The sequence below is a fragment of the Paenibacillus aurantiacus genome, assembly GCF_042431225.1.
GTDB lineage: Bacteria > Bacillota > Bacilli > Paenibacillales > Paenibacillaceae > Paenibacillus_Z > Paenibacillus_Z aurantiacus.
In genome coordinates this window covers 394,008-415,481 of sequence record NZ_JBHMDO010000022.1, presented here as the reverse complement: position 1 = coordinate 415,481, position 21,474 = coordinate 394,008, and the positions used below count along the sequence as shown (strand labels likewise).

Here is a 21,474-nt window from a genome sequence, read left to right as displayed (position 1 = left end):
GCTTCTCTGATTTCGCCTCGAGCAAAATTCGCTTCGGAAGCATAAACTTTAAGTTTTGCGTGAGATTACTTCTTTGTATCTGCTTCAAGCTTCGAGCAAAATTCGCATCGGAAGCATAAGCCTAAGTTTTGCGTGTGAACATGCTCCCTAGCTAATACATCGAGCAAATCTCGCTTCGGAAGCATGCGCTTACGTTTTGCCCCTCCCGATCAGTAAGGACGGTCGCCCGCGATCGAGATCCTCTCGGCTACGCGGCGGTGCGGGAAGTAATCGGATACCGCGTAATGCTGCGTCGCGCGGTTATCCCAGAACGCCACCGAGTTGGCTTCCCAATGGAAGCGCACTTGGTACTCCGGAATTTGCGCTTGGCGGAACAAGTAGTTCAGCAGCTGCTCGCTCTCTTCCGGCTCAAGCCCCACGATGCGCACGGTGAACGCCGCGTTGACGAACAGCGTCTTGCGGCCCGTCTCCGGATGCGTGCGGACGACCGGGTGCTCCGCCGCCGGGAATTCTTCCTGCTTCGCCGCGAGAATCTCCGGCGTCATACGGCGGCCGAAGCTCGGGGTGAAATCGTGGATCGCGCTCAACCCGTCGATCCGCCGCTTCACGTCCTCCGGCAAATTGTCGTACGCCGCCGCCATATCGGCCCACAGCGTATCGCCGCCATGCGGCGGTACTTCGGACAGCCGCAGCACCGAGCCGAGCGCCGGCTCGAGACGCCACGTAACGTCGGTGTGCCACACGTTCTCGTTGCCCGTCATATCCGCGCCCTTCTCGAAGCGGGTCACTTCCTCCGCGCTGCCCCTCGGAAGGAACGGATGTTTCTCCAGTTCGCCCCACAGCTTGGCGAACGCCAACTGCTGCGTGCTGTCGATCGTCTGGTTGCGGAAGAAGAGCACCTTCCACTCCAAGAACGCGCGGTGCAGCTCGGCTTTAAGCTCCGGCCCCACGGGCTGGCCAAGGTCGACGCCTTCGATCTCCGCGCCGATAATCGGGCCGAGCGGCTTCAGCGTGAACAGCGTATACGGCTGTTCCTCCACGCCTTCCGGCAATCGCTGCAGATTGCGGGCACCGGCACGGAATTCCCGAACCGGGAGATAATCGCGGGATAAATAAGTTGTCGTCGTAACGCTCATGGTTCAGCGCCCCTTCACAATTAATTAAATACTTACCTGAATAATCGGATTTGAATATAAAAAAAAGACTCCACGCGCAGATTTCAGCCCTTGCGGCCGAATCTCTGGTCGTCCAGTCGATTCCGATGCGATCGGTAACGTATGGGGCCTCAAGCAGCACTTACAGGGTGACTTTCCGTTCAGCTTGTGGCGTGAACAAATCGTAGCAGGGGGTAGCTCGCACTGTCAACCCTCTTTTTTCCACGGGCCTAAAACACAAGCCGCCTCTGCCTCCGCCTCCAGCTTGGGAGAGAGCATCGTCAACAGCAGCGAGATCGTCTCAGGCGTTGCCGGCGCGTACCCCCGCATCTCCAGCAGCATCAAATTCTGGATCAGCGTGCCGAACAGCGTCGCCAGCTGAACCGGATCGCCTGCCATGACCGTGCCGTCCTGCTGGCCTTCCTCGATCAGCTGAATGAGCAGCGCCAGATTCTGCCCGGCCCGCTCCAGAATCACCCGCTTCTCCTCGCCGGTCAGCACGTCCGTGAACACCGCTTGCAGCAGCACCAGATAAATATCGGGGTCGCCCACGCCGGGCAGCGAGTGAACCGCGATATAGCGGAATTTGTCCGCGGCGGTGCCGGTCATGGCGAGCGCCCTTCGCAAGATCTTCCCGTACATCAGCTGTCCCCGTTCGATGACGGCCAGCAATATTTCCTCTTTCGAGGCGAAATGGTTGTATAAATGCCCGTGGCTCATCCCGGCTCCCGCCGCGATGTCGGCCATCTTCGTCAGGACGCCCCGGCGGGCGAACACGCGGGCTGCGGCGTCGAGAATTTGCTTCCGCCTCTCCTCGCGCTGCTGCTGGTCTCGTTCCGTATTTCGTGGCATATGTTCCTCCTGTCGCCGTAAGACGTTGAATCCCCGTTATCTTACCAGAGCTTCGCTTCCGATTTCCATCCCGACGGCCATAAAATTAATTATCCCACCTGTTTAGTCGGGTATTGACGGCGATCCAGGCTCAATGCTAAGATAAGGCACAACGTAACGGATGAGTCAGTCTGTGACGGGCGAATCGACTAGTCTACCTAGAGATTCGGCAGCGCGTTTTTCATGCTGCCGGTCTCTTTTTTTATGCTCATATGCGAGGGCGAAGGAGTGAATTTGGCTTATGACGACAGGACCCGTACTGGCGATTAACGGCGTCAGCAAAACCTTTCACGGCGAGCAAGGCGCGACCCATGTGCTCGACACGCTGGATTTGACGGTGCATGACGGCGATTTCACGACGATTATCGGACCAAGCGGCTGCGGCAAAAGCACGCTGCTGAAAATCATCGCCGGCCTGGACCAGGATTTTCAGGGCGAGGTGCTGCTCAAGGGCAAGGCGGTGACGAAGCCGTCGCAGGAGAAAGGGTTTATTTTTCAGGAGCACCGGCTGTTCCCGTGGCTGAATGTCGAGAACAACATCGCCGCCGACCTATCGCTGCGTGACCCGGACGTTCGCCGCAGAGTCGATGAATTAATCAAGCTCGTCAAGCTTGGCGGATTCGAGAAAGCCTATCCGCGCCAGCTGTCGGGCGGCATGTCCCAGCGCGTGGCGATCGCGCGGGCGCTGCTCCGCAAGCCGGAGGTGCTGCTGCTCGACGAACCGTTCGGCGCGCTGGACGCCTTTACCCGAGGCCATCTGCAGGAAGCGCTGCTCGATATTTGGCAGACGAACCGGACCTCGATGGTGCTCGTGACGCACGACATCGACGAAGCCGTCTTCCTCTCCACCCGCGTCGTCGTCATGGACGCGCGGCCCGGCCGCATCAAAGCGATCGTGCCGATCGACCTCCCTTATCCGCGCAAGCGGACCGGCCGGTCGTTCACCGAACTGCGGACGCTCGTGCTGGAGAAGCTCGAGCATCACGAAGAGCAAGAAGCGTACAGCATTTGACGATAACGTGACCTCAACCGCGAGAAAGCGATCCCGGCGGGCAAGCCGGCGCGGCGGTAAACGAAAGGAACGTGAATTTCATGGCAGCACCAATAACCGCCCAAGGCAACATCGCTTCCGCCCCTCGCGCCGCCGCCGCGCGGCGCAAAGCCGGAGGCAAGTGGGGCATTTTCATCCGGGGGGCCATCCTGCCCGTGCTTATCATCGCCCTATGGCAGCTGTTCAGCGCGACGGGCCTCATCTCGAAGCAGCTGTTCTCCTCTCCATGGCTCATTCTCCATCAATACGTTGAATTGACGCGCTCCGGGGAGCTGCCTCATCATCTGCGCGTCAGCATCGTGCGGGCCGGGCTCGGCTTCGCGCTCGGCGCCAGCTGCGGCCTGATCCTCGGCATGCTGGTCGGCATGTACCGTCGCTTCGAGGAGACGGTCAACCCGACCGTCCAGATGCTGCGAACCGTCCCGCTTCTGGCCATTACGCCGCTGTTCATCATGTGGTTCGGCTTCGGCGAGCTGTCGAAGGTGCTGCTCATTGCACTCGGCGCGTTCTTCCCGTTGTACGTCAACACCTTCCTCGGCGTTCGCACCGTCGACGCGAAGCTGTTCGACGTCGCCCGGGTGCTGGAGTTCACGCGTCTTCGCCAGATGGTCCGCCTCGTGCTGCCGGCTGCGCTGCCGAACATTCTCCTCGGCATCCGGCTGTCGCTCAGTCTCGCGTGGATGTGCCTTGTCGTCGCCGAACTCCTGGGTGCCGATACCGGCATCGGCTACATGATCAACGACGCGCGCTCGTTCATGCAAACGGATATCGTGTTCGTCGGCATCACGATTTTCGCCCTCGTCGGCAAGCTCTCGGATTCCATCGTCAAGGCGCTGGAAGCACGGCTGCTGCGTTGGCAGGATAGCTACAAAGGTTGATCCAAAATAAAACAAACCCCCGCACCTCACTGATGGCGCGCCCCGAGTCCCTCCTTTCAGACGGAGACAGACTTCGATCGCATGCCGATTGGGGCGCGGAGGTTTTTTTGTTCGTTTCATGGCCACTCCGGCGCGTTGTCGCGCTTCGTATGTTCGTAAATTTGCCGAATTCCCCATGCGAGGCACAGATACAGCGTTTGAACGAAAACGTAGATCGCGAAGGAGTAGCCCAGGTTCCAATTCTTATAGTGGAAGACGTGACACCAATTCGCAATCTGCTCATAACCGACGCCCAGCGCGGAGAACGCGAGCACGAACAAGCAAACCGCCAGCCCGCGCACGCGCCATTTGTTGAAGAAATACAGAAACAAGTACGAGTACGGCGCATAAACGAGATAGAACATCAGATCGAACACCTCGTATCGGCCCGAATCGTTAATGTTGTAGACGTCGATCGGCGGCACGCCCAGCAGAAAGTCGGCATTCATCGCCATGATGGGCCCCATCGCATACAACAGGACGGTAACGATCATCGGAAACCGGCGCGGCAGCCATAGAGAGAACCCGCCGACCGCCAATAGAGAAAGCAGCAGAAACCATTCGTTCGCGTCGAACTGCCCCGGCCAATCCAGTCTCATAGCCCGACTTCCTTCCGCGCCAGCCTCCGCACGCCCCGCCACACCCCATAAGCGGACAAGACAAAGACGCACCAATACCCCAGCGAGTAGCCAAAACGCCACTTCGCCTTCAGATCAACAATACCCAGTAGTACTTCAAGCTGCTCGAAGCCGGCCAACAAGGCGACCAAGGCAGCGGCAAGCAGCGGCGGATGCTTGGCACGGCCGCTTGCGGCATCGGTTCCGTAGCGTATACCCAGCAGGACGATGGCCGGCATAATAGTTTGAACGGCCAGCGCATGGCTGACGACCGCCCGCATCAGTTTCGGCAGGGCGAAGAGCTCCCCGTTCATGCCGATCAGCCACATATAATTGCTATGCATGAATAGTACCCAGCCCCACACCAGGAACGCCTCGAACGGATGCACGCGCCGCACGATGACCGGTATGGTGAGAAGGCAAAGCATGGATATGCCCGTAATAACCGTTATCGCCATTAGCGCCTCCGACCCATGGTTTATAGTTGGATAGTTGCCATAATTGCGCCATCGTATACAAGTTATCAATGAGAGTAGCGGGCGCGAGGGCGAACGAAGGCCCGCAACCCGGGGATGCGTGAAAACAAGCGAAGTAAAAGAAATAAACGAAGTACGAGTAAAAGCAAAGTAAGAGAAATAATGAAGTACGAAAATAAGCGAAGCGCGAAGATAAGCGAAACGCGAAAACAAGCGAAGCGCGAAAATCGGCGGAGGGAAAGTTGAAGGAGAACGCGACGCGGCGCAAAAGGGGACCTCGAACAGCGGACGGGAACAAGCCGCCATGCGAGGGTTAACCACAGCGAAAACGAAACAACAACGAAAACGAAACAAAAAAAGCCGCCCCCGCGTCTTCGCAAAGAGGCGGGGAGCGGCATACCAGGAAGTCAAATTAAGGGGCGACGGCAATGACATGGCGGTCAATGCCGCCATAATCCCGGATGATGCGAATATCCGACCAGGCGCCCAACCCGCGAAGCATGTCCGCGACCGCGTCCGCCTGCCCCATCCCCAGTTCGAAGGCTACGATCCGCGGCAGCGCCGCCAGCTTGGGCAGCTGCGCCACGATCGCGCGGTACGGATTCAACCCGTCCTCGCCGCCATCGAGCGCCAGGCGCGGCTCGTAGTCGCGCACTTCCGTCTGTAAGTCCTCGATGTCCCGCGCCGGGATATACGGCGGGTTGGACACGAGGACGTCGATCCGCAGGCCGGCGAGCCCGTCGCCGCCGGCTGCGCCCGCCTCTTCCTCGCGCCGCGCCAGGAACGGCGCGAGCAGGTCGCCCTGCGCGAAGCGCATGCGCGGCGCCGCGCCGTGGCGCGCCGCGTTCGCGCGGGCGACTTCTAGCGCGTCCGGCGACAGGTCGGACGCGAACACCCGCCACGCCGGACGCAGCGCTGCCAGCGTCACGGCGATGGCGCCGCTGCCGGTGCCGACGTCCAGCACCGTCGGCACCGCGCCGCGAGCGAAGCTGCCCGGCGCCGCTTCCCCTGCGCCGGACGCGGCTTCCTGCGCCGCGCCCGCCAGATCCGGCGCCGCGGCCGCTTCAAGGGCGCCATGCGCCCCCAGCCCGGCGGCCGTCCCCCGCGCCGCCGGGCTGGCCGCCTTCTCCGCCGCCGCTCCGTTGACGGCGGCGACCGGCGAATCGGCTGCCGGCCCAGTCAGCGCGGCATCTGCCTCCGCAGCCCCCGGCCATAGCCGATCGGCGGCTTCCAGCACCGCCTCGACGAGCAGCTCCGTCTCCGGGCGAGGAATGAGCACCGCTGGCGTCACCGCATACGGCAAGCCATAGAACCACTGCTCGCCGACGATATACTGCAGCGGTTCGCCTGCCGCCTTGCGCGCCACGAGCGCCCGCCAAGCTTCGGCGCTGTCCGCCGGCAGCGGCTCGCCCCAATCCATCAGCAGCCGGGCGCGGTCTGCGCCAAGCAGATGCATCATGAGCCGTTCCGCGTTCTCGCGCGGCTCGCCGATGCCCTGCTCCGCCAGCAGCCGCACAGCCGCGACGATCCGCGCGCCGATCGTTTCATTCGGGGCGCTTCCGCCTCCGTACCCCGTCGATCCCGTAGTCGTCATGTCCACCGCACATCCTTCCGCCTTTCGGCTATGTATCGATCTCGCCCTCTTCCAACCGCCAAACCCTAACCGACTCTTCCGCGCAAGACTGGCGCGGGGAGGCCCGATTTCAATGTCGCTTAGATCGCCCCTTCTTGTTCCGCACCGCTCGCGCCTTCCAGCGCCGATCGCGGGCATCGAAAGGCTTTGCATTGTGGTCACGCGGTGCGCGGTCACACGTCACACACCGGCGGTCCAACTCATCGCCCGCGCCGCGCCAAAACAAAAGCTGCCGCCCTCTTCGGGACGGCAGCCTTCCATTGTCTTACGCGAGGTTTTCTTTCTCCAGCAATTCCGTCTGCGCGGTCAGCGTCAGCGCATTGATCACTTCGTCCAAGTCGCCGTTCATGACCGAATCCAGCTTGTGGAGCGTAAGGCCGATGCGGTGATCGGTAACGCGGCTTTGCGGGAAGTTGTACGTGCGGATCCGCTCGCTGCGGTCGCCCGTGCCGACTTTGCTCTTGCGCTCGCCCGCGTATTTCGCCTCTTCCTCTTGGCGGCGGATGTCATAGATGCGCGCGCGCAAGACTTGCAGCGCCTTCGCTTTGTTCTCGTTCTGCGATTTGCCGTCCTGGCACGTCGCCATAATGCCCGTCGGCACGTGAAGCACGCGAACCGCGGACTTCGTCGTGTTGACGGATTGTCCGCCGGCGCCGCTCGAGCAGAACGTGTCGATACGGATGTCTTTGTCGAGGATCTCGACTTCCACCTCTTCGACCTCCGGCATAACCGCTACTGTCGATGTGGACGTATGGATGCGGCCGCCGGATTCCGTCACCGGAATCCGCTGTACGCGGTGCGCGCCGCTCTCGAACTTCAGCTTGCTGTACGCGCCCTTGCCGGCAACCATGAAAATAACTTCCTTGAAGCCGCCCAGGTCGCTCTCGCTGAACTCCATGAGCTCGACGCGCCAGCCTTGGGAGTCGGCGAACTTGGAATACATCCGGTACAGCTCGTAAGCGAACAAGGCCGCTTCGTCGCCGCCCGCCGCGCCGCGAATCTCGACGATGACGTTCTTGTCGTCATTCGGATCCTTCGGCAGCATGAGCACGCGGATATGCTCTTCGAGCTCGTCTTTGCGCGTAGTCAGCTCGTCGATCTCCATCTTCACCATCTCGCGCATCTCGTCGTCCAGCTTCTCGCCCTGCATGACCTTGGCATCGTTCAGCTGCTCGAGCACTTGCTTGTATTCCGTGTACGCCTCGTACGAAGGCTGCAGATCGGACTGCTCTTTCGAGAAGTCGCGCAGACGCTTCGGATCGCTCGCTATATCGGGATCGCACAACAGCTCGCTCAATTTCTCGTACCGGTCGGCGACTGCTTGCAAACGGTCTAACACGTGCATTCACCCCTAAATCGTATAATTTCGTTAGTGTCGTATCTAATAGTATAACATAACGCAGCCCGCTCCATAAATGTGCGAATTCTGGGCGCTTGAGCCCTCATTAGGAAGGCATGCGAGTAATAAAATCCATCGCGCTACCAACCCCCGCGCCACGTGAACGTGCACCACGCTCTCGCACGCCCGAATCGGATCGGATCGCTGGCCGTCACGGCGTCCAACGCCGCATACTATCGGCTCGCTCCAAGCCTGCTCCGTTCGCACGCCATATATACACGGCGCCATCCTTGTCCGCACACACGCCGAAGGACCCGGCATCCCGGGTCCTTCCTTCGGCTAAACGTTGAAACGGAAGTGCATGACGTCGCCATCTTGCACGACATACTCCTTGCCTTCGAGGCGGAGCTGGCCTTTCTCCTTCGCCGCGTTCATGGAACCGGCCGCAACCAGATCGTCATACGCCACGACTTCGGCGCGAATGAAGCCGCGTTCGAAATCGGTGTGGATGACGCCTGCCGCCTGCGGCGCCTTCATCCCTTGACGGATCGTCCATGCGCGCACTTCCTGCACGCCCGCCGTGAAGTACGTGTACAGGCCGAGCAGCTTGTAAGCCGCGCGGATGAGACGGTTCAGGCCGGACTCTTCCAGGCCGAGCTCTTCAAGGAACATCTCCTTGTCTTCGCCTTCAAGCTCCGCGATCTCCGACTCCACCTTTGCGCTGATCGGCACGACTTCCGCGCCTTCGGTTGCCGCGTACTCGCGCACGAGCTTCACGAACGGGTTCTCGTCGGCATTCGCCGCCTCGCTCTCGCTCACGTTCGCCGCGTACAGAATCGGCTTCATCGTCAGCAGGTGCAGCTCGCGCACGAGCAGCTTCTCGTCGTCGGTCAGCTCGACGCTGCGCGCCGGCTGGTCGTTGTACAGCGCTTCTTTAATCCGCTCAAGCACTTCGACCTCTTGCGCGTATTTCTTGTCGCCGCCCTTCATGTTCTTGCGGCTGCGGTCAATACGCTTCTCGACCGATTCCACGTCGGCCAGAATCAGCTCGAGATTGATCGTCTGAATATCCGAGATCGGATCGACTTTGCCCGCCACGTGGGTAATGTTCTCGTCCTGGAAGCAGCGCACGACCTGCACGATCGCGTCCACTTCGCGGATGTGGGCGAGGAATTTGTTGCCCAAGCCTTCGCCTTTGCTCGCGCCTTTCACGATGCCGGCGATATCGATGAATTCGAACGCCGTCGGCACGGTGCGGTTCGGCGTTACCATCTCGGTCAGTTTGTCCAAACGCGGATCCGGCACTTCGACGACCCCGACGTTCGGATCGATCGTGCAGAACGGATAGTTCGCGGACTCCGCGCCCGCCTGCGTAATTGCGTTAAACAACGTGGATTTGCCGACGTTCGGCAGTCCGACGATACCTGCTTTCAAACCCATTATATAGACACCTCAGCTCACGAAATACAGTTCTTTGGACATTATACCCGAAGCGGCCTGCGATGGAAAGGCGCACGGGCGCCTGGGAGTCATGCGGGCGAATGTCCGGCATGCGCTCCGGACATACTATCGCTGCCAAGACTACGGGAGGTGAGAGCATGGAGAACAAAACGCATGCCGGCAATTATAAAGGCACCACGAACATGACCGCCAAAAATCAGGACATGGCATTCGTGAACGACACGATCGAAGACGCCAAGTCCGTGACGAACTTCCAAACGACGAAGAACAAAACCGATAAATAACTATGCGCCAAAAACCTCCAATCCCGTACCGTGTACGAGCGTTGGAGGTTTTTCGCTTTTCCCGTTAACAACGCTGCCGCTACACCCAAGCGTCCTTCGCATACCCCCGCTCTTCCCAATAGCCGGTATGATCGGTGTCGATCAGCTCGATGCGGTTCAGCCACTTGACCGATTTGTACGCGTACATCTTCGGCACGATCAGCCGCACCGGTCCGCCAAGGTCGCTCGGAATCGGCTTGCCGTCGTGCAGCACCGCCACCATCACGTCGTCCATCGCAGCCTGCTCAAGCGTCAAGGAGTCTGTGTATACGCCATCGCCGGAATACAGCTTGACGGTGCGCGCGGAAGACCTTACGCCGGCTAGGCGGAGCAGCTCCTTCAGCGGAATGCCCTCCCACGTATTGGAATAGACCGACCAGCCCGTCACGCAGTGAAAATCGCTCACCTGCACCGTCCGCTTCAGCTGGACGAATCGCTCCCAATTCCAGGCGAGCGGCTTGTCGACCAGCCCATCGACGACGAGCGACCACGTCGCGTTGTCGAAGGAAGGGATCGGCGTCACCGTGTAGACGCGGAAGCTGCCCTTGCTCCCGCCTCCGATCGGCGTGAGCGAATCGGGGAGCGGCTGCGGCGCCGGCGACAGCCGGTTCGCGTCCTTGCGGATCAGCTCCTCCGTATTGGCGGCGCCGGAGCCGAGGATGCCGCCCGCCCAGCGGAGGAACGAAGGGCCGAGCGTGATCGCGAGCCCGGCGCCGATCGCCGTCCGGATGAACGCGCGCCGCGTCAGGAGCGCCTGCGGCCCGGCAGCGGGGTGGAGTCCCGCGCTCGCCGGAGCCGCGCCGCCATCGATTTTGACTGTTCGCCGGTGTGGCTCCTTCAGCCACTTGGTCCGCGTAATCGAATGGTAGATGATATACGGCAGTCCGATCCACGTCAGCAGATCGTGCACGGCCAGCGCCGCGTTCGACCAGAATGGGCCGACGAGGCGGAACTGCCATAACGCAAGGCCCGACATCAGCCAGCCCAGCAGCAGCGCCAGCACGACGATGACGTTCGCCTTCTGGGCGAATTTGCCCCGCAGCTGCTTCCAATGCTTGCCCGCCAGCAGCAAGTAGTAGAGCACCGGCGCAAGCGAAGCGATCCCCGCTCCAATGTGCAGCCAGCGCACCCATACACGCCCTTCGCCCAGCACGCCGCGCCAGAAGCCGCCGAACAAAACCAGGCCGCTCAGCGCGAGCAGCACGACGAGCCAGCCGTTCCAGGCGTGCAGCCGCGCAAGCTTGCGCCCGTACCCTTTTCGAATCCCCGCGAGCCAGTTCCCCACCGTATATTCCGCCTCCCTCTCCCCAGCTATTACATCTATTATAAGTAGACGCAAACCAAAAGATAAACGGATCGCCGAAAATGAATTAACCGCGCGGTAAATGTCCAGTTGCGGGGCGACAGAAGCGGGACTCGCTGCGGTCGACGTACGGCGGAGCTTAGCTCCGCCGAATGGCTCGTCGCCGTTGATCCTAGTCATTGCCGAAAAACCTGTCACAGCGAGCCGTCTCGGACTCGCCGACGATACACTATGCATCCGAACGCGCCGAGCCTCTCGAACGCGCCGCCAAGCACGCCAAAAAGCCGGGCTCGCTTGCCCGGCCTCTTCGCCGCATGCTCCATGGTTACCTTACTGGACTACAGCGCCGGCTCCTGGCCCCACTCGATCCAGTCCTCGCGCGTCGGGCCGTACAGATCCGGCACGCGCAGCCCCGCCTGCCGCATCAGCACCGTCATTTGCCCGCGGTGATGCACCTCGTGCATGATGAGGATGTGAAGCGTCATGCCGTTCCGCCATTGGTCGCCGTACATGTCGGCCGTCTCATGCAGCTTATCATCGTTCCATTGCGCTTTGATCGCATCCAGCAGCGCCGCGCTCGACACGCGGTAAGCATCGGCGATCGCCTTCGCCGAGGCCGGCGCCTTCTCCCCGTGACAAGCTGCCGGGAATTCCAGCCCCGTGCGGGTGAGCATCTCGTGCTGCGTCGACGCGATATGCCAAGCCAATTGGCCGAGCGTTCGGTTCAGCGGCGTGACCGCTTGACCCAGCGAATCGTCGGTCAGCGCGTCCATGACCCGCTGCGTCGCTTTCGATTCGTGAATCCAGCCGGCCTCGAAACTTGCGATTGAAGTAAACATAAGGAAATTCCTCCCCGCTATTGCCCGTAGTTGCGGCGACTATCGCCTACACGACAAAAGCATACCCAACTACAACTGACAACAGTATGGCAGCGTTTCGAGCCTGTCCTCACAAATTTCGCAACCAGACACACTACGCAAGCGGCTGTACAACATATTGCCCGCTGTCTCTCCCCTATGTCTTCCCCTTTGACTCCGCCAGCTTGGAATCCCGCTCGTAGAGCGACACGATCGCCCGCGCGCGAGCCGCAAGCTCCCTGGCCACATGATCCGGCTCCAGTACTTGCACGTCCGTCCCGCTTGCCAGCAGCATGCCGTACAGCCATGGCTCCTCCGGCTGGGTCGCGGCGACGAGCAGCGTGCCCTCGGGCTCGACCGTGATTTGGTCCGGTTCGTAATAATCCATCACCCTCGCCTTGGCTCTCGGCTGGTAGCGAAGCAGCAGGTTAATATGCGGCTCCGGTTCGCCGCCGGTTCCGATCCGGTCGTACGTAATCTCCGCTGGCACCGACTCGCGGCGTTCAAAGCGCTGCTCGAGCATCGTCAGCCGTTCGATCCGGCTCAGCCTGAAAATACGGTAATCTTGCCGCAGCCGACAGTAGCCGTACAAATACCAGGAGTAGCCCTTGAGCACGACGCCGAGCGGTTCGCAGATCCGCTCCGACTCTTCCCCGCGCCCGCTCGTGTAGACGAACCGGAGCACCCGCGTCTCCCGGATCGCTTCCTTGAGCCTCGCCAGCAGCTCCTTCACTGCTGCCCCGCCCTGCCACGGATTCATGTCGATGACGACCTGCTCGCTCATGAGTCCCGCGGCGCCACGCTCCGACTTGGCTACGAGCGCCCCGACCTTGTCCAGCAGAGACGAAATATCCTGCTCCTCCATCGACGAGCGGATGCCTCGCAGGGCGATAATGATCGACTGCAGCTCCTCCATCGACAGGAACTGCCGTTCGAGCCGGTACTGGTCCATAATTTCATAGCCGCCAGACGCTCCCGCGTACGAGATGACCGGAATCCCCGCCTGATTGATCGTCTCCAAATCCCGGTAGACCGTGCGCAGCGATACTTCGAACCGCTCCGACAGCTCCTTGGCGCTCACTCTGCGGCGATTCATCAGCAGCATGGTGATGGCCAGCAGACGGTCCAGCTTCATGCCCGCTTCCTCCTTCATCGTGACTTCTCTGCCCTGACCTTACCAAAGCAGGGAGCGAAGGGCAAGACTTGTCGTAACGGTAGGATGCCGTCGAGCGAAAAGTCTGGATGCGAAAAAAGGCACGCTGCGCCCGTCGTGCCGCGCTCGTGCCTTCCCTGCCTTCTAGAATGGCGCCCTCTGGGCCACCCGCCATTCTAGAAGGCAATCCGCCCCTCGCCCTCAAACCGGCTTGCGCATAAAGTAAGCCCAGCCCGCTGTCAGAAATACGACGAAGCTGCCCAGAATGACGCCGAACAACGTCGTCGGCGACAAGTTGATCGCCGCCATGCCGTGGTCCTCCATCGGGATCATCGCCAGCAGCGGCTGCGCCCATGGATAATACGGGCCGTAGGTCGAGGAGTTCATGACGAGCAGGTTCGGCATCGTCAGCACGACGTTGACCGCCAGCGGCGCGGCGAAGCTCGGCAGCGCGGTCGAGACGCCGAGCTGCAGCGCCGCCAGCGGCAGGCACGCCACCCAGCCGCCGCCGACCGAGCGGAGGATCGCTAGCCACGGCACCGGACCCGGGAAGCCCAGCGCCGCGCCGACGCCCAGCAGCGCCGCCAGGAAGAGCAGCTGCGTCAGCAGCAGCAGGAACATGACGTACATATACTTGACCGCGAACAGCTGCGTGCGCGACGCCGGCAGCGCCAGCAGCTGCTTCCAGCCGCCGCCCGCGTGCTCGAAGCGGCACAGCAGCGCCGCGTATATGCCCGTGAGCAGCGGCAAGAACAGCAACGCATGCAGCGCAGCCATCAAGGCCAGCGCGGTCATCCATTCCGCGCCTTCGCCATCCGGTCCTCTCGTGCCGGCATAGCCGACCACGCCGGCGAGCAGCGGACTCGCCGCCGCCACGACCCAAATGATCGTTCTTCTTAGCTTCATCCATTCCGATCGCAATAACCGTATCATGCTAGCTCACGTCCTTTCGGGCGAACTGCGCCATCCCGGCGAGCAGCAGCACGACGCCGAGCGCCGCGCCGGCCAAGACGGAATAGAGCGGCTCGCCGGCGGCGTTGAGCAGATGCGGCCATTTGTAGGGCACCCAATCGTCGAAGCGCGTGCCGAACATCGCCACGATCATGCCGATAATGCCGACCGTCAGCGGCACCGCCTGGTTCGCCAGCGTCACGCTGAGCCACACCTGGAGCACCATGAAGGGCAGGGCGGCGACGAACGGATAGTAGAATGTCTGCAGCATGTCCTGGTAAGGGATATTGGCCAGATCGAACCCAAGCACTGCCCCGAGCGCGATCGTCATGACGAGGAGCAAGGTGCTGGAGACGAAGAGCAGCAGGACGTTGAGCAGCGCCTTCGCCGCGAACACGGCGGTCTTCGGCACCGGCAGCGCCAGCGTCTGCTTCCACGCATTCGTCTGGTGCTCGATCCCCGCCGCCATCGACGCGAGAATCGCAAGGCCGATGAATAGGGTCGGCAGCGTGAGGATGCTCACGTCGCTAATCAGCCCGCCCCACAGATCGTCTTTGTACAAATTCATCAGATAATCGTAGCGGAGGCCGTAGTTCAATCCCTGCAGCCCCACCACGCCAAGCGGGCCGAGCACCGCGAGGAACCAGAGCATTTTGCCGCGGATCTTCAGGAACTCCGCGGAGAGGATGCGCGCGAGCATCAGAGACTCCCCTCCCCGCCGGTCATGTCCAGGAAGATGCGCTCCAGCGACGCGCTCTCCTCTTCCACCCGGTACACCGCGAAGTCATGTTCCACCAGCTTGGCCACCATGGCTGCCACCGCGCGGTCGTCGCCAGCTTCCGCGCTTAACTGGCTGCGGTCCCAATCGGCATGATAGCCGCTCGCCAGCAGCAGCTTCCACGCCGACTCCGGCTCGCTGACGCTGAAGCGGATGCGGGCTTGCGACCGCTGGCGAAGCATGCCGATCTCGTCCTGGAATATCATCCGCCCCTTCGCGATAATGCCGACGCGGCTCGCCATCTGATCGATCTCGGACAGCAGGTGGCTGGAGACGAGAATCGTGACGCCATGCGCCTGAGGCATGCTTTTGATCAGCTCGCGGATCTCGAGTATGCCCGCCGGGTCCAAGCCGTTCGTCGGTTCATCGAGAATGAGCAGGTCCGGCTGCCCGAGCAGCGCGGCGGCGATCCCCAGCCGCTGCTTCATGCCGAGCGAGTAGCCTTTCACCGCCCGACGCGCTTCCTTCGTCAGTCGGACGATCGCGAGCACCTCGTCGATCCGCTGTCTCGGCACGTCCAGGATGCGGCGAAGCGCCTCCAGATTATCGTACGCGGTCAAATGTCCGTAATACGACGGGTATTCCACCAGCGAGCCGACCTTGCGCAGGATCGCCATCCGCTCCCGCTTCAATTCCTTGCCGAATATGTGCACGCTCCCTTGCGTCGGCTTCGCCAAGCCGAGCAGCATGCGGATCGTCGTCGTTTTGCCCGCGCCGTTCGGACCTAAGAAGCCATATATGTCGCCCTGCCGGATGCGCATGCTGACGTCGTTCACGACGGCTTTGCCGCCCAGCTTTTTCGTCAGCCCGTTCGTTTGCAATATCCATTCGTTCATGTTCTTCACCTCGCTATTCATCATAGCGAAGCTAGGTTAAAGGAACATGCCCGCCCCGTTTAAGCTTCGTTTAAAAAATGCGGCGCGATCGTGATGCACGTGCCTGTCTCTCCAGTGCGCACGTCGCTCCGCAGCTCCATCTCCTTCAACATTAGCGCGGCGATAGACAACCCGAGGCCCGCGCCCCGCTCGGGCGAGCTGCCGCTCATCCCCGGACCATGGTCTTCGATGACGAGGCGGCCCCCGGCCTCCGGATGAAGCGCGAACCGGACGTACCGCCCGCTGCGGGCATGGCGCAGCGCGTTCTGGCAGTAATTATCGAGCACGCGCCCGAGCCACTGCGGGTCGATCTTCCAGTAGATAGTTTCTTCCGGCAGCTCCAAGTCGATCTCGAAGCCCGCCTGCTCGAACACCGGGTACCAGCCAATGAAGAAGGTGCGCGCCAGCCGAACGATATCGACTCGCTCCGGACGGTACGGATATTTGCCCGCGGAGAGCAGGGAATACGAGAACAGATTCTCGATCAGCTGGCCCAGGTACCCGGTCTTGCTCTCGATGAAAGCAACGGACTCCGCGCCGCGTTCGCTCAGCTGCTCGGCCTGCAAGCTATACGCATGACTTCGGATCGCCGTCAGCGGCGTGCGAAGATCGTGCGACAGCTTCGCGATGAGTTCACGGCGCAGCGCATCCTCCTCGGCCTCGCGGGCACGGCTCGCCGCCAGCTTCGCGACCATGTCGTTGAACGCCTGCTCCAGCCGGCCGATCTCGTCGCCATTCAGCACGACGACCTGCGCGGGAATGCCGCCCGCCGCCGCCGGATCCGTCATCGCCGCTTGCAGCCGCACGAGCCGCCGCCGAATGCGGGAGAAGAAGAGCAGCGAGATGAAGAGGAATAGCGCCAAGATGAGCATGGCGCCGCCGAGCACGACCGAGAGGCCGATCCAGGCCGACCCGTACGGCGAAGCTGCTCCGCTCGGCAGCATCGCGCTTCGCGGCAGCTCGAAGCCGATGAAGCCCTGATCCTGTCCCTCTCCGACGAACGCGATGATCGTATACGGATCGCCGTAGAAGCGCTCTTTCATGAATGCAACCGTATAGGCCGTCGTCCACACGTCCGGGCGATCCGGGTTCTCGGGGAGCTGAAACCCGGTTCGCCCCTGCGCGTCGACGCGGAAGACCGCCGCCTTCGGATAGCGCGCCTGAATATCGCGCAGGGCGGCCGCGATGGCGGGCTCGCTCGCGCCGCCCAGCTTTGCGGCTTCCGCATGCCACATCTTCTCCATCCCTTGGGCGTCCCGGTAGCGCTCGTCCGCGATCCCGACGCGCTCCCGCCACTGCAGCGGCAAATAGGTCAGAAGCGAGACGACCGGCAGCATCATAGGCAGCAGAATCATCGCGCATAGAATGATGAGCACGTATTTGGAGAGAAGCGAATCCTTGAGCTTGAAGAAGCGGAAGATCTTCATCGCTTCACCCGGTAGCCCAAGCCGCGAATCGTCTCAATGATCATCGGCGCGCCGGGATCGATCTCGATTTTCTCCCGCAGGTAGCGGATGTGCACCATGACCGTTTTGTCGCCTTCGATATACGGCTCGCCCCATACGGCCTCGTAGATTTGCTCTTTCGTAACGATCTGGTTCGGGTGCTTGAGGAAATACAGCAGAATTTGCAGCTGCTTGGCGGTCAGCGCGATCTCCTCCCCGCTGCGGGTATCGACTACCGACGGCTGAGCGGGATCGATCGCCAGATGGCCGATGCGGATATCGCGCTCCTCGTCCCGGCCGAAGCGGCGCAGCAGCACCTCGAGCCTCGCGGCCAGCTCCTCCGGATGGAACGGCTTCGTCAAATAATCGTCGGCGAACTGCAGCCCCTGCAGCTTGTCGTCGACCGAACTGCGAGCGGACAGCATCAGAATCGGCACGTCTGGCGCCTCTCGCTTCAGCCGCTGCCCGACCGTGAAGCCGTCGAGTCCCGGGAGCATGACGTCGAGCACCACAATATCCGCCTCGCGCACCTGCTCCGCCGCGCCTTCGCCCGACGTGAGCCACGTCACCTGATAACCGCGCGTTTCCAAATCGCCTTTCGTCCAGCGTCCGATTTCGAGATCGTCTTCTATATAGAGCACGCTTCGCATGTCGCGCATCACCAGCTTTTCATATGAAGTAGAAGGAAGACCGGCTCGCCGGGTCAGCCTTATCGTGCCCTCATCATAGGAAATCGCCGGGCGAATGGGAAGTTAAATTTCGTTTAAAAAAGAGGGATGGCCGCCGGGCAGCTAGCATCATCACGCGCCCTTCCACCCAGCGCACCCATTAACGATCCTCAAGTCACTATCGCATGACTTCCGCCGCCCCGCGCGCTCGCTATCGACACTCCAATCACAATCGCGCGACTTTCCTCGCCTCGTGTCCCGTTATAACGCTCTAGCTCGCCAACACGCCGCCTTCCCTGGCAACTCCAACTGTTAGCCTTTATCTCACTCGCATTGGCCGTCCCCATGCAAGCAAATAAATGAGCCGCATCCCCCCTTGGCGATACGGCTCAACCCTATGCAACTTTCCCTCATCCCTTGAAATAACGCAGCTCGTCCCACGATCGACACGACTCATCATTTTCCGGGAAATAATCCTGTCCTGCGCCGCGCAATAACAACTATCTCGCTGGCGTTTCCACCCGCAGCCCCGGGAAGGAGACGTTCGTCATGGCCGACGACGGCGGCATGTCGAGCAATCGGCAAATCAGCGGCGCGACCGCCAGCTGCGGCACGTAATGGTCGGTATATTCGCCCGGTATAAACGCCTCGCCAATGCCGATCAAGCCAACATCGCGCTCCGCCTCGCCCGTTCCGCCGTGATGTCCGTCCGCGTTCATGCCATGGTCGGCCGTAATGACGATGTTGTAGCCCGCCGCGATCCATGCCGGCAGCACCATCGCCAGCGTCCCATCCAGACGAAGCGCCTCCCCGCGGTACTGCGGCGAATCCGACGTGAATTTGTGCCCGGCGTCGTCGACGTTCATCGTATGGATATACAGCAAATCCGGATCGAACGACGTCCTTAAAAATTCCGCGTCCGCGATCAAATGCGAATCCGGATACCGGTCGTCGTAATAAAACATGCCGTGCTGAATCGGCCTGTCCGTATTCAGCTGAATGCGGTCGGACGCCTCAAAAGGCGCTTTCTGATACAACTCGCTGACCCAGTGGTAGGCAGCGGCCGCCGTCGTCAGCCCGCGTTGCCGCGCAAGATGGAACAAACTTTCCTGATTCGATAGACGTGCGACAGCATTCGAGACGATCCCGTTCACGTGCGCAGGCGTGCCGGTCAGCAGCACCTCATAGAGCGGCCGCGACAGGCTGGGCAGCTCGGATTTGACCTTATAGACCGCTGCCTGCCCTTTCTCTACCAAATGATTCAAATACCCCATCGATGACCGCATGACATCATAGCGCAGCCCATCCAGCACCAGCACGATCGTCTTTCCCATTCGCGACGCCTCCATTGACCATTTACTTTGAATAATGACTATTTATGTGGTTTTAATAGAATATAACGCAATCAAACAACACGGTCAATGTATTTTACGCCGGCCTCACGAATGGACCAAACGCCCGCCAGCGCGACCGGCAGCGTTCGGCTCGTGTCGGCGTGAGCCTCTCCCGCCTCCCGCGAAACGCCCGCCGAACGCAAAAACCCGACGGAGCATATGCCCCATCGGGTTCGGACCAAAACGAACGGCAGCCGTCCGTTTGGCGATCAAGACCTTCTTACAGTTGGCCTTGGATTTTGTTTTTCAGGGAGTCTTTCGACTGCAGACCGACCATTTTGTCGACCGGCTGGCCGTCTTTGAACAGGATCAGCGTCGGAATGCTCATAACGCCGAATTGGGAAGCGAGCTCAGGCTCTTCGTCGACGTTGATTTTTGCGATCGTCGCCGTGCCGGACAGTTCAGTGGACAGCTCTTCTACGATCGGGAGCTGCATTTTGCAAGGACCGCACCATGGCGCCCAGAAGTCTACGAGCGTTACGCCGCTCTCGATGCTTTGGTTGAACGTATCTTTTGTCAATGCTACTGCCATTGTCAATCATCCTCTCCAACGAATATGGGGTTCTTGTATAAACAGGGAACCTTCTTCGCGCCAAGCTGGCGGTCAAGTCGAAGGAACCCGCCCTGCCGAAAAAACATTACTTGCACACTTTGATCCGCCCAAGCACGTCCGCGATCGTAATGCCGCCGAAATAACTCTCAAGCTGCTTCTCCGCCGTGCAAAATATGCCATCCATGACCGAACGCATATTCGAACCGACCACGCAATCGGAATCCGGATCGCCCGAGCACCAGCTCGGGATAACGGAGCCCTGCGCCATCAGCCGGTAAATATCGGCCAGCGAAACAACAGCGGGATCAAGCGTCAGCCGGTATCCGCCGCCCGCGCCTTCGCGCGTATCGACGTACCCGCCCTTGCGCAGATGGCTCATCACCTTGCGAATGCGCGCCGGGTTCGTCGCCACGTTCTCGGCAATCACTTCACTCGGCGCCATCCGCTCCGGCAAATAAGCCAAATAAACAAGACTGTGCACGGCTATCGTAAATTCGCTGTTCATCTGCTACGGCCACCCCGCTTTATACTGTAATAATATCAGTTACAGTTGAGTTTGTCAACGCGGGTCTTCCTTATTGTACGGAAAGCTTGTTTCGCCTATTCATGGCACGCCAGCTGATCGGTTTGCAACAAGCCTACCTTACCTTACCACGCTCACGTCAAATCAAACAGATCGAGCTGTTCAACAGGTTCCGGCTGCGGATCGGCAGGACGCTCGAAGCTCCCGCGCGGCGGCGTCTGGCCCAGCATACGCATCAGCTCAAGCCCATTGTCCGCGGCATCCCCGCCGGAATTGTTGTTGAACAGGACGACCACCTGACGTGCTTCCCGCTCAAGCTTGACGATGCGCTCCGCCCATTCCGTCAGCTCCTGTTCGCTGTACCGGTACAAGTACCGAACATCTCGCCAATTGGGCTGTCCCGCGCTATTCCAACCGGAGACGTTGCGGCCGTGCAGCCGGACGAGCGCCAGCCCCTCGTCGGTTACCGCCTCCACGATCGGCACAGAACCTTCGCCGGCTTGCGGCTCGTCGCATACGGTATGAATCCAGCCTTCACGCTTCGTGAACGCGATGGTCCGCTCCCGGTTACCGGGCGCATACCAGCTTTGATTGCGGAACTCCAGGGCGCATGGAATGTCCTCCATTCTGCGCTTGGCCGCCCGCAGCTCTTCCACGTGGAACCGGGTGCACGCAAACCACGGCGGATATTGAAAAAGCACCGCGTCCAGCTTGCCGGCCGCCCGGATCGGCTCGATCGATTCGCGAAACGCCTTGTACATCGCCTCCTCGCTCTCGAACGGCCTATTCGCCCCGCCCCGGGCGTGACCGGTCATGCCCTGATAGGCTTTGACGATGAAACGAAAGTCCGCGTGTGTCTCCGACACCCACTTCTCGGCTAGCTTCGGCGCTTGTACGGCATAGAAGGAGCTGTCGACTTCCACCGCCGGGAACCAGTTCGCGTAGGCGGCCAGCTTGTTTTTCTCTTTCGCGTCTTTATATAGCGTCGGATGGTCGCCCCATCCGCATAGCCCGATCCGTATCATAATGCGGATGCACCTCCTCCGGGTTCGCCGCGTGTTGATTCTAGAATAGATGTACCCATTTCGCCGCATTCTGATCTTGCGGTCGAT

The 21,474-nt window shown here is 60.8% G+C and carries 22 protein-coding genes; 3 read left to right on the top strand and 19 right to left on the bottom strand.

The window, feature by feature from the left end; translation table 11 throughout:
• Nucleotides 1-209: 209 nt before the first annotated feature.
• A complete protein-coding gene (locus tag ACFFSY_RS13395; protein ID WP_377494654.1) occupies nucleotides 210-1,136 on the bottom strand; it encodes a TauD/TfdA dioxygenase family protein in 927 nt (308 codons plus the stop codon).
• A 225-nt stretch (nucleotides 1,137-1,361) separates the two neighbouring features.
• Nucleotides 1,362-2,006, bottom strand: a complete 645-nt coding sequence (locus tag ACFFSY_RS13390) for a TetR/AcrR family transcriptional regulator (RefSeq protein WP_377494651.1) — start codon at nucleotides 2,004-2,006, stop codon at nucleotides 1,362-1,364.
• A gap of 280 nt (nucleotides 2,007-2,286) precedes the next feature.
• Between ACFFSY_RS13390 and ACFFSY_RS13385 the strand changes: the two genes are divergently transcribed.
• Both ACFFSY_RS13385 and ACFFSY_RS13380 read left to right on the top strand, forming a co-directional pair.
• Nucleotides 2,287-3,057 (top strand): ABC transporter ATP-binding protein, encoded by a 771-nt coding sequence (locus tag ACFFSY_RS13385; RefSeq protein ID WP_377494648.1) that lies wholly within the window; start codon nucleotides 2,287-2,289, stop codon nucleotides 3,055-3,057.
• Between the two features lie 80 nt (nucleotides 3,058-3,137).
• Entirely contained in the window at nucleotides 3,138-3,974 is an 837-nt protein-coding gene (locus ACFFSY_RS13380) for an ABC transporter permease (protein WP_377494646.1), read from the top strand.
• 116 nt (nucleotides 3,975-4,090) lie between these two features.
• Here ACFFSY_RS13380 and ACFFSY_RS13375 read toward each other — a convergent pair whose 3' ends face one another.
• The 5 genes from ACFFSY_RS13375 to ychF all read right to left on the bottom strand — a co-directional run bounded on the left by ACFFSY_RS13375 (nucleotide 4,091) and on the right by ychF (nucleotide 9,518).
• On the bottom strand, nucleotides 4,091-4,612 hold the full coding sequence (locus ACFFSY_RS13375; protein WP_377494644.1) for a hypothetical protein: 522 nt from the start codon (nucleotides 4,610-4,612) through the stop codon (nucleotides 4,091-4,093).
• On the bottom strand, nucleotides 4,609-5,088 hold the full coding sequence (locus ACFFSY_RS13370; protein WP_377494642.1) for a hypothetical protein: 480 nt from the start codon (nucleotides 5,086-5,088) through the stop codon (nucleotides 4,609-4,611). Before ACFFSY_RS13370 ends, ACFFSY_RS13375 begins: the two co-directional genes overlap by 4 nt.
• Before the next feature lie 430 nt (nucleotides 5,089-5,518).
• Nucleotides 5,519-6,700, bottom strand: a complete 1,182-nt coding sequence (locus tag ACFFSY_RS13365) for a N5-glutamine methyltransferase family protein (protein ID WP_377494641.1) — start codon at nucleotides 6,698-6,700, stop codon at nucleotides 5,519-5,521.
• Nucleotides 6,701-7,004: 304 nt separating this feature from the next.
• Complete coding sequence (gene prfA, locus ACFFSY_RS13360) at nucleotides 7,005-8,078, bottom strand: peptide chain release factor 1 (protein ID WP_377494639.1); 1,074 nt, start codon at nucleotides 8,076-8,078, stop codon at nucleotides 7,005-7,007.
• 339 nt (nucleotides 8,079-8,417) lie between these two features.
• Entirely contained in the window at nucleotides 8,418-9,518 is a 1,101-nt protein-coding gene (ychF, locus tag ACFFSY_RS13355; protein WP_377494636.1) for a redox-regulated ATPase YchF, read from the bottom strand.
• A gap of 158 nt (nucleotides 9,519-9,676) precedes the next feature.
• On the opposite strand from ychF, the gene ACFFSY_RS13350 reads away from it, so the two are divergent.
• A complete protein-coding gene (locus ACFFSY_RS13350) occupies nucleotides 9,677-9,823 on the top strand; it encodes a hypothetical protein (RefSeq protein ID WP_187434190.1) in 147 nt (48 codons plus the stop codon).
• 79 nt (nucleotides 9,824-9,902) lie between these two features.
• On the opposite strand, the gene ACFFSY_RS13345 is transcribed toward ACFFSY_RS13350, so the two are convergent.
• From ACFFSY_RS13345 to ACFFSY_RS13290, 12 genes are all read right to left on the bottom strand, one after another.
• Nucleotides 9,903-11,147 carry a molybdopterin-dependent oxidoreductase gene (locus tag ACFFSY_RS13345; RefSeq protein ID WP_377494633.1) on the bottom strand — a complete coding sequence of 415 codons (1,245 nt, stop codon included), beginning with the start codon at nucleotides 11,145-11,147 and terminating at the stop codon, nucleotides 9,903-9,905.
• A 356-nt stretch (nucleotides 11,148-11,503) separates the two neighbouring features.
• Complete coding sequence (locus ACFFSY_RS13340; RefSeq protein WP_377494631.1) at nucleotides 11,504-12,004, bottom strand: DinB family protein; 501 nt, start codon at nucleotides 12,002-12,004, stop codon at nucleotides 11,504-11,506.
• A gap of 175 nt (nucleotides 12,005-12,179) precedes the next feature.
• Nucleotides 12,180-13,157 (bottom strand): helix-turn-helix transcriptional regulator, encoded by a 978-nt coding sequence (locus ACFFSY_RS13335; RefSeq protein ID WP_377494629.1) that lies wholly within the window; start codon nucleotides 13,155-13,157, stop codon nucleotides 12,180-12,182.
• A gap of 219 nt (nucleotides 13,158-13,376) precedes the next feature.
• Complete coding sequence (locus ACFFSY_RS13330; RefSeq protein WP_377494627.1) at nucleotides 13,377-14,108, bottom strand: ABC transporter permease; 732 nt, start codon at nucleotides 14,106-14,108, stop codon at nucleotides 13,377-13,379.
• A gap of 1 nt (nucleotide 14,109) precedes the next feature.
• On the bottom strand, nucleotides 14,110-14,826 hold the full coding sequence (locus ACFFSY_RS13325; protein ID WP_377494625.1) for an ABC transporter permease: 717 nt from the start codon (nucleotides 14,824-14,826) through the stop codon (nucleotides 14,110-14,112).
• The gene (locus ACFFSY_RS13320) at nucleotides 14,826-15,740 is read right to left on the bottom strand and encodes an ABC transporter ATP-binding protein (protein ID WP_377494623.1); all 915 of its coding nucleotides are present in this window, start codon (nucleotides 15,738-15,740) and stop codon (nucleotides 14,826-14,828) included. The genes ACFFSY_RS13325 and ACFFSY_RS13320 overlap by 1 nt, the downstream gene beginning before the upstream one ends.
• Nucleotides 15,741-15,799: 59 nt before the next feature.
• The gene (locus ACFFSY_RS13315; RefSeq protein WP_377494621.1) at nucleotides 15,800-17,206 is read right to left on the bottom strand and encodes a sensor histidine kinase; all 1,407 of its coding nucleotides are present in this window, start codon (nucleotides 17,204-17,206) and stop codon (nucleotides 15,800-15,802) included.
• A complete protein-coding gene (locus ACFFSY_RS13310; protein ID WP_377494619.1) occupies nucleotides 17,203-17,874 on the bottom strand; it encodes a response regulator transcription factor in 672 nt (223 codons plus the stop codon). Before ACFFSY_RS13310 ends, ACFFSY_RS13315 begins: the two co-directional genes overlap by 4 nt.
• A gap of 518 nt (nucleotides 17,875-18,392) precedes the next feature.
• Nucleotides 18,393-19,226, bottom strand: coding sequence for an alkaline phosphatase family protein (locus tag ACFFSY_RS13305; RefSeq protein ID WP_377494617.1), 834 nt, complete (start codon nucleotides 19,224-19,226; stop codon nucleotides 18,393-18,395).
• A 280-nt stretch (nucleotides 19,227-19,506) separates the two neighbouring features.
• On the bottom strand, nucleotides 19,507-19,818 hold the full coding sequence (trxA, locus tag ACFFSY_RS13300; RefSeq protein WP_148929530.1) for a thioredoxin: 312 nt from the start codon (nucleotides 19,816-19,818) through the stop codon (nucleotides 19,507-19,509).
• A gap of 106 nt (nucleotides 19,819-19,924) precedes the next feature.
• A complete protein-coding gene (locus ACFFSY_RS13295) occupies nucleotides 19,925-20,344 on the bottom strand; it encodes an RrF2 family transcriptional regulator (protein WP_377494615.1) in 420 nt (139 codons plus the stop codon).
• Between the two features lie 152 nt (nucleotides 20,345-20,496).
• Nucleotides 20,497-21,387: a DUF72 domain-containing protein gene (locus ACFFSY_RS13290; RefSeq protein ID WP_377494613.1), complete on the bottom strand. Its 891-nt coding sequence runs from the start codon at nucleotides 21,385-21,387 to the stop codon at nucleotides 20,497-20,499.
• Nucleotides 21,388-21,474: the final 87 nt, after the last annotated feature.